The 7,188-nt window shown below is 72.0% G+C and carries 7 protein-coding genes; 3 read left to right on the forward strand and 4 right to left on the reverse strand.

All coding sequences use genetic code 11. The annotated features are described in order from the left end of the window. Nucleotides 1–61 precede the first annotated feature (61 nt). From ACWIF2_RS39430 to ACWIF2_RS39445, 4 genes are all read right to left on the reverse strand, one after another. Nucleotides 62–1,630: an MFS transporter gene (locus ACWIF2_RS39430; RefSeq protein ID WP_454366369.1), complete on the reverse strand. Its 1,569-nt coding sequence runs from the start codon at nucleotides 1,628–1,630 to the stop codon at nucleotides 62–64. A 29-nt stretch (nucleotides 1,631–1,659) separates the two neighbouring features. Then, complete coding sequence (locus ACWIF2_RS39435; protein WP_454366371.1) at nucleotides 1,660–2,355, reverse strand: HAD family hydrolase; 696 nt, start codon at nucleotides 2,353–2,355, stop codon at nucleotides 1,660–1,662. 131 nt (nucleotides 2,356–2,486) lie between these two features. Further along, nucleotides 2,487–3,185 carry an HAD family phosphatase gene (locus ACWIF2_RS39440; protein WP_454366373.1) on the reverse strand — a complete coding sequence of 233 codons (699 nt, stop codon included), beginning with the start codon at nucleotides 3,183–3,185 and terminating at the stop codon, nucleotides 2,487–2,489. Nucleotides 3,186–3,240: 55 nt separating this feature from the next. After that, entirely contained in the window at nucleotides 3,241–4,233 is a 993-nt protein-coding gene (locus ACWIF2_RS39445) for an aldo/keto reductase (protein WP_454366375.1), read from the reverse strand. 356 nt (nucleotides 4,234–4,589) lie between these two features. On the opposite strand from ACWIF2_RS39445, the gene ACWIF2_RS39450 reads away from it, so the two are divergent. The 3 genes from ACWIF2_RS39450 to ACWIF2_RS39460 all read left to right on the forward strand — a co-directional run bounded on the left by ACWIF2_RS39450 (nucleotide 4,590) and on the right by ACWIF2_RS39460 (nucleotide 7,141). Beyond that, nucleotides 4,590–5,600, forward strand: a complete 1,011-nt coding sequence (locus ACWIF2_RS39450; protein WP_454366377.1) for a beta-ketoacyl-ACP synthase III — start codon at nucleotides 4,590–4,592, stop codon at nucleotides 5,598–5,600. Between the two features lie 69 nt (nucleotides 5,601–5,669). Next, nucleotides 5,670–5,909 carry an acyl carrier protein gene (locus ACWIF2_RS39455; RefSeq protein ID WP_020272690.1) on the forward strand — a complete coding sequence of 80 codons (240 nt, stop codon included), beginning with the start codon at nucleotides 5,670–5,672 and terminating at the stop codon, nucleotides 5,907–5,909. Then, on the forward strand, nucleotides 5,909–7,141 hold the full coding sequence (locus ACWIF2_RS39460; RefSeq protein WP_454366380.1) for a beta-ketoacyl-[acyl-carrier-protein] synthase family protein: 1,233 nt from the start codon (nucleotides 5,909–5,911) through the stop codon (nucleotides 7,139–7,141). Before ACWIF2_RS39455 ends, ACWIF2_RS39460 begins: the two co-directional genes overlap by 1 nt. The last annotated feature ends 47 nt before the right edge of the window (nucleotides 7,142–7,188 follow it).

Raw genomic sequence — 7,188 nt, forward strand, 5'->3', positions numbered from 1 at the left:
GGTCCGGACCCCGCGGGGTCCGGACCGTTCCTTTCGGGAAGGGCGTTCTTCTCGGAGGGACTTACACGTCCTGGGCGTGGGAGGACGGGTCCAGGTCACGGTCGCGGACCATGGTGAAGATGGCGACCGCACCGGCGAGGGCCACACAGGCCAGCACCACGTAGACGACGCTCCACCCGTGCTGGAGCCCCTGGACCGCCCGGTCCACCAGATCCTGTCCGCCGCTCTCGCGCACCGAACCCAGACGGCCCTGGACCACGTCGTCGGCCATCGCACCACCGGCGCCGTCCCCGCTGCCCGACAGCTGCTGACGGGTCGAGGTGAGCAGCAGCCCGCCCACACACGCGACGCCGATCGTCTCACCGGCGACCCGGAGGGTGTTGAACATGCCCGACGCCATACCGCTGCGCTCGGCCGGCACCACGCTGACCGCCGCGTTGTCCATGACGCCGAAGGCGAGACCGATACCCACACCGGCCAGCAGCAGCGCCGCGTACAGCCCCGTACGGGACGACACCGGGTCGGTGAACGTCATCAGCAGCAGCGCGACGGCCAGCACCGCCGGACCGACGGCGAGCAGCAGCCGCACCGACAGCAGCCGCACCAGCGTGCCGGTGAACAGCGGCAGGATGAAGACCGGCAGCGTCAGCGGCAGCAGCATCGCACCGGACATCGTCGACCCCGCGCCGCCCGCGCCCTGGAAGTAGGGCGGCAGGTAGACCAGCAGGGCCGCGAACGCGAAGACGATGCTGACCGGCTGCCAGATGATGGCGACGAACGTGGGGCGCCGGAGCAGGCTCAGGTCGAACATCGGCTCGGCGACGCGCAGTTCCACCACGACGAACAGGGCGAGGAACAGCGCCGCTCCCGCGAAGGAACCGAGCGTGACGACTCCGCCCCACCCCTGCGAGGGCCCCTCGACGAACCCGAGGGCGAGCAGCATGAGGGCCAGGGTGAAGGTCAGCACCCCGGGCAGGTCGATGCGCCGCGCACCCGGGTTCCTCGACTCGGGCAGCGGCCGGGCCAGGACGAGCACGACCGCGCCGAGCAGGACGTTGACCAGGAACACGGCGTGCCAGGACGCCATGCCCACCAGCAGGCCGGACACGAACGGCCCCATCGCCAGGCCGAAGCCGATCGAGGCGCCGAAGATGCCGAAGGCCCTGGCCCGGGCAGCCCCGCTGAACGTGTGGGCGAGCAGCGCGGAACCGCTGGTCAGGACCGCCGCCGCGCCCATGCCCTGAACGAAGCGCGCCAGGTCCACGAGCAGGATGGTGGGGGCGGTGCCCGCGACGAGCGAGGCCAGCGCGAAGACGGTCGTGCCGCTCAGGAACAGGCGGCGGCGCCCGAAGAGGTCGGCCGCCGAACCGGCCGCGAGCATGAAGGCGGTGAACGCCACGTTGTAGGCGTTCAGCACCCATTGGGTGGAGGCGGCCGAGGCGTGCAGCGCGCCGGACATGTCGGCGAGGGCGACGCCCGGCCCTGTGACGGAGATGGGCAGCATCACGGCGGCCAGGGCGATGGCCACCAGCACCCGCGTGGGGCCGACGGCGCGTTCCGCCGCGGGGGCGGTCTCCGCGGGAACGGTCCTGGGGGGTGACAGTTCGGAATCAACAGGTGACTGGGACATCGGAACCTATCGGGGGAGGGGGGAGTTTGTCAGAGCCGGGAGGCCGGCGGGGCGTCCTGGGCGGTGAGCAGAGCGCCGAGTTCCGCGAATGTGCTCACCCGCGCGTCGATGAAGGACCCGAACGCCGACACGTCGTCGTCCGAGAAGACCGCGCCGCGCATCAGCACCGTGCGCAGCCCCGCGATCTTGGCCGCGCGCAGGGCGAGGGGGGAGTCGTCGACCAGCAGCCACTGCCCCGGATCCACCTCGCCCTCGGTCGCGAGCAGCGCCGCGTAGGTGTCCGGATCGGCCTTGGAGGCGTGGTCGAGCGCCACATAGTCCTCGGGCCCGAACAGGCCGTCGAGGAGCGAGCGACGCGCGGTGGTGCGGTCCATCGTGGAGAACACCCGCAGCCGCACGCCCCGCGCCCGCTGCTGCGCGCAGAACACCTCGACGCCCTCGCCGAGGGCCAGCGGCGTGCCCTGGACGGAGGTCAGCGACCTGAGCGCGTCGATCTCGGCGTTCAGGTGCTGCTCGATGCCGAGGCCCGCGAACAGCACACGCAGGCTCTCCCGCTGGGGAAAGGTGCTGATGGCCTTGAACTGCGTGACCGTCGCCTCGATCGGCAGCTCGGTGTGGCGGTTGATGCCCTCGTGCAGGGCGAGCAGCAGCAGGCTCGACGCGTTCAGGCTCAGCACTCCGTCGAAGTCCAGCAGCACGGTCTGCGGGGAAGCGGCGCGGTCCAAGGCGTAACTCCTGGGTGGGTGAGGGGAGGCGCGGCCGGAGGGGCCGGGACCGCGCGGGGCGGGGGAGGGGGCGCCGGCGGTGCCGGACGGGCCGGGTGGCGGCCGGTCCGGCACTGGGACGGCGCGTCGGCTCAGTCGCGCCAGACGGAGTGCGCGGCGGCCTCGGCGTCGAGGGTGCGCAGCAGCTCCTCGTCGATCGAGTGCAGCGAGTCGACGATGTGCCGGGCACCCGTCTCGCGCATCAGCTGCGGCTGGAAGCTGTGCTCGAAGGAGCTGGGGTGGCCGATGAAGGGGATGTCGAGGGCCTTGGCCACCTCCGCCACCCGGGCCACGTCGTCGATGAACAGCACCTCGTCGTACTTCAGGCCGAAGACCTCGGTGGTGATCTCGCGCAGGCCGGGGCGGAAGTCGTTGGTGCAGACGTAGCCGGGCTCGTCGAAGAGGTCGGCGTGCTCGCCCAGGAAGTGGTCGAAGTGCGACTTGGCGAGACCGCCGTAGCTGACCGTCTTCAGGCCCAGTCCGCGCAGCCGGCGCAGCAGGTCGATCGCGCCGTCGAGCAGCTCGACCGGGTGCTCGCGGGTGTACTCCTCCCGCTCCTTGAAGTAGACGTCGATGGCCTCCTGCGCGGTCCACGGGACGCGGGCCGCGTTCGCCATGCCCTGGCCGCCCACCAGCTGCGGCTGGGAGAAGATGCTGCGCTCCACGTCGGCGGTGTACTCGCCGCCACGGCTGACGATGAAGTTGTGGATGACGGGGCTGAACGTGTCGTTCAGCAGGACGCCGTCGATGTTGACGGCGGCCAGCTTGAGCTGCTTGAGCTTGTCTGCCATGGGATTCCTCGTTACATCGGGGGGTTGGCGGTGAAGGGGTGAGAGGGACGGGCCGTCAGTGGCCGACGGTCGCCATGCCCGCGGGGTCGTAGCGCTCGCCGGAGACCACGTCGTGGGGCACCGCGGCCGACACAGCGGCCAACTGCTCGTCGGTGAGCCGCAGTTCGGCGGCGCCGACGTTCTCGCGCAGATAGCCGATCCGGCGCGTGCCCGGGATGGGGACGATGTCGTCGCCCTGCGCCAGCAGCCAGGCCAGCGCGAGCTGGACGGGGCTGCAGCCGTAGTCCTCGGCGAGTTCGCGGAGCCGCTCGACCATCCGGATGTTGCGCGCCAGGTGCTCCTGTTGGAAGCGGGGGTGCGAGTGCCGGAAGTCGGTGGGGTCGAGGTCCTCGGGCCGGCTGATCGCACCGGTCAGGAAACCCCGCCCGATCGGCGAGTACGCCACCAGGGAGGTGCCCAGCTCCCGGGCCACCGGCAGGACATCCTGCTCCACCTCGCGGGTCCACAGCGAGTACTCGGTCTGCAGGGCCGCGATGGGGTGGACGGCATGCGCCCGGCGCAGGGTCTGCGCGGTCACCTCGGACAGCCCCAGGTGCTTGACCTTGCCGGCCCGCACCAGCTCCGCCATGGCTCCGACGGTCTCCTCGATGGGGATGTCGGGGCTCTTGCGGTGCAGGTAGTAGAGGTCGATGTGGTCGACGCCCAGCCGCTGGAGCGAGGCGTCGACGGCCTGCCGGCAGTACTCCGGACCGGAGTCGATGTTCCGGCCCTGCCGCGGGTCACTGTCGTCGCGCCGGATGCCGAACTTGGTCGCGAGGACCACCTGGTCACGACGGCCCGCGACGGCCCGGCCCACCAGGCGCTCGTTGTGGCCCTTGCCGTACATGTCGGCCGTGTCGAGCAGCGTGACCCCGCTGTCCAGGGCCGCCTGAAGGGTCGCCAGGGACTCGGCCTCGTCGGTCGGGCCGTAGAACTCCGACATCCCCATGCAGCCGAGACCGATCGCGGAGACCACCGGACCGTCGGTTCCTATCCTGCGTTGCTGCACTCAGTTCTCCTCGTGCGCGGTCGTGAGCCGGGTCGTGTGAAGGGGTGTCCGGAGCGCGTTCCGCCTGCACCGCGGGGCAGGCCGCCGCCGGACGCTTTCCATGCTGGCAACGCGTACTTACGCACCGCTCATGTGCCGCTCACGGCCGACGTGAGCGGCACATGTGCCCCGCGTGGGCCGGTGGTGAGGGAAAGCGGAGGACGCGTTGCCACAGTGAGACCTCCGAGAGGCGCCGGAGCGCATCGGTGCACCACGACACCAGCCAGGAGGAACAACGCAGTGACGGCTACGACAGCGACAACGGCTGTGGCTGACAGCAGCACCTCGAGGACGTCCCGCGCTGCCGGGGACGCCGGATGACCGGCCCGGACCGGGCGGCGGTCGTCGCCGGCCTGGGAAGCTGGGTCCCGCCCACCGTGGTCACCAACGACGACCTCGCCCGGCAGCTGGACACCTCGGACGAGTGGATCAGCAGCCGGACCGGGATCCGCCGGCGCCATGTCATCGAACCGGGCGGATCGACCGGGGACCTCGCCGTCGAGGCCGGACGCAGGGCCCTGAAGTCCGCCGGCGAGGAGCGGGCCGACATCGTCGTGGTCGCCACCAGCACTCCGGACCGCCCCTGCCCGGCCACCGCGCCCGAGGTCGCCGACCGGCTGGGGCTCGGCGGGGTCGGCGCGTTCGACATCGCCGCCGTGTGCACGGGCTTCGTCTACGCCCTGGGAACGGCGGCCGGTTTCCTCCAGGCGGGCTTCGCGCGCTCCGTGCTGGTCATCGGCGCGGACACGTTCTCCACCATCCTCAACCCGGCCGACCGCACGACCCGGGCCATCTTCGGGGACGGCGCCGGAGCGGTGTACCTGCGCGCCGGCGAGGCGGACGAGCCGGGCGCCCTGAAGGGGCTCCACCTCGGCAGCGACGGCGGCCAGAGCGACCTCATCCAGGTCGCGGCCGGCGGCTCACGGCAGCGGTCCACCGGCCTGCCGGCCGCGGCGGAGGCCGCCTACTTCACCATGGAGGGCCGCCCGGTCTTCGGGGAGGCCGTGCGCCGCATGGCTGCCTCCGTGACCACGACGGCCGAGGCCGCGGGCTGGGCGGTCGAGGACATCGACAAGGTCGTCCTCCACCAGGCCAACGCGCGCATCCTGGCGGCGGTCGCCGAACGCGTCGGCCTGCCGCCCGAACGGTTCCCCGCCAACATCGAGCGGGTCGGCAACACCGTCGCCGCCTCGATCCCGCTCGTCCTGGCCGACGCGTCGGCCGACGGCGAACTGCGCCCCGGTCAGCGCGTCGTGCTCGGCGGCTTCGGCGGCGGTCTCACCTGGGGGTCCGTGGCGCTCGAATGGCCGGACATCACGGCGGTCTGACACCGGCTCGCCCCCGCCCTCCCTCACCACTCATCGCATCCCCACTCATCACACCCAAGGAGAAACACCATGCAGGCGATCGCGGAGCGGGTCTCGGTCCTTCTCTCCGACCAGTTCAAGGTCAAGCCCGAGATCATCGCGTCCGAGGTGACCCTCGGCAAGCTGTCCTTCGACTCCCTGGTCCTGATCGAGCTCGGCCTCGTCCTGGACAAGGAGTTCGGCGTGGAGATAGCCGACGGCGAACTCACCGAGGAGCACACCCTGGACGACCTGGTCCAGCTCCTGTCGGCCAAGGGAGCGGCGGTCTGATGGCGGACGGTCGTACCAACGCCATCGCCGTCACCGGTCTGGGCCTGGTGACCCCGGCCGGAATCGGCGTGGCCGAGAACTGGGAGCGGGTGCTGTCAGGACGTTCCTGCGCCACGCGCGACCCCGCACTCGGCGAGCTGTCGGTGGACTTCTCCTGCCGGGTACCGGGCTTCGACGCCGGTGAACTGCTGGGCGGCTTCGCCGGCTGGCAGCTGGAGCGCTTCGTCCAACTCGCCCTCGTGGCCTCCCGGATGGCCGTCGCCGACGCCGGATGGGACTCCACGACCTGGGACGGCACCCGGGTCGGGGTGGTGCTCGGCAACTCGCTCGGCGGCCCCGCCACCTTCGCGGAGCAGCACGAAACGCTGCGCGAGCGCGGGCCCGACAAGGTCTCGCCCCTCCTGGTGACGAAGTACATGCCGAACATGGTCGCCGGCTATGTGGCGATCGACTGCGGTGCCCGGGGACCGAGTCTGGTCACCGCCACCGCGTGCGCGTCCGGCGCGACCGCCATCGGCACCGCACGCGACCTGCTGCGCTCCGGCGCCTGCGACATCGTGCTCGCCGGCGCCAGCGAGTCCGCGCTGACCTCCACGGTGATGGCCGGGCTGTGCAAGATGGGCGCCCTGTCCAAGTCGGGGGACGCGCCCGAGCACGCGGGCAAGCCGTTCGACGCGGAACGGGACGGCTTCGTGGCCGCCGAGGCGGCCGGCGTGCTCGTCCTGGAACGGGAGGCGGACGCCCGCGCCCGGGGCGCGGAAGTCCGCGCCCTCGTCAGCGGATACGCGTCCTCCTCCGACGCCCACCACGCCACCGCCCCGCACCCCGACGGGGAGGGCATCGAGCGGGCCCTGCGCGCCGCCCTGGCGGACGCCGGCGTCGCCCCCTCGGACGTCCGCCACGTCAACGCGCACGGCACCGCCACCGCGATGAACGACCTCGTCGAGGGCCGGATGCTGCGCCGTGTCCTGGGCGACACGCCCCTGGTCACGTCGACCAAGGGGGTCACCGGCCACGCGCTGGCGGCCGCGGGCGCCATCGAGGCGGCGTACACGGTGCTGGCCGTGCAGCACGGCACGGTGCCGCCGACGGCGAACCTGAAGAACCCGGACCCGGCCATCGAGCTGGACGTGGTCAGCGGCGAACCCCGCACCACCCCGGTGGACGTCGCCGTCAGCACCTCGCTGGGCTTCGGCGGCCACAACGCCGCGCTCGTCATCACAGCCGCCTGAGTCCCGCGGCAGACCGGGCTCTCCGGGCCGGGAACACGCTCCCGGCC

The sequence above is a fragment of the Streptomyces sp. NPDC055506 genome (genome assembly GCF_053643595.1).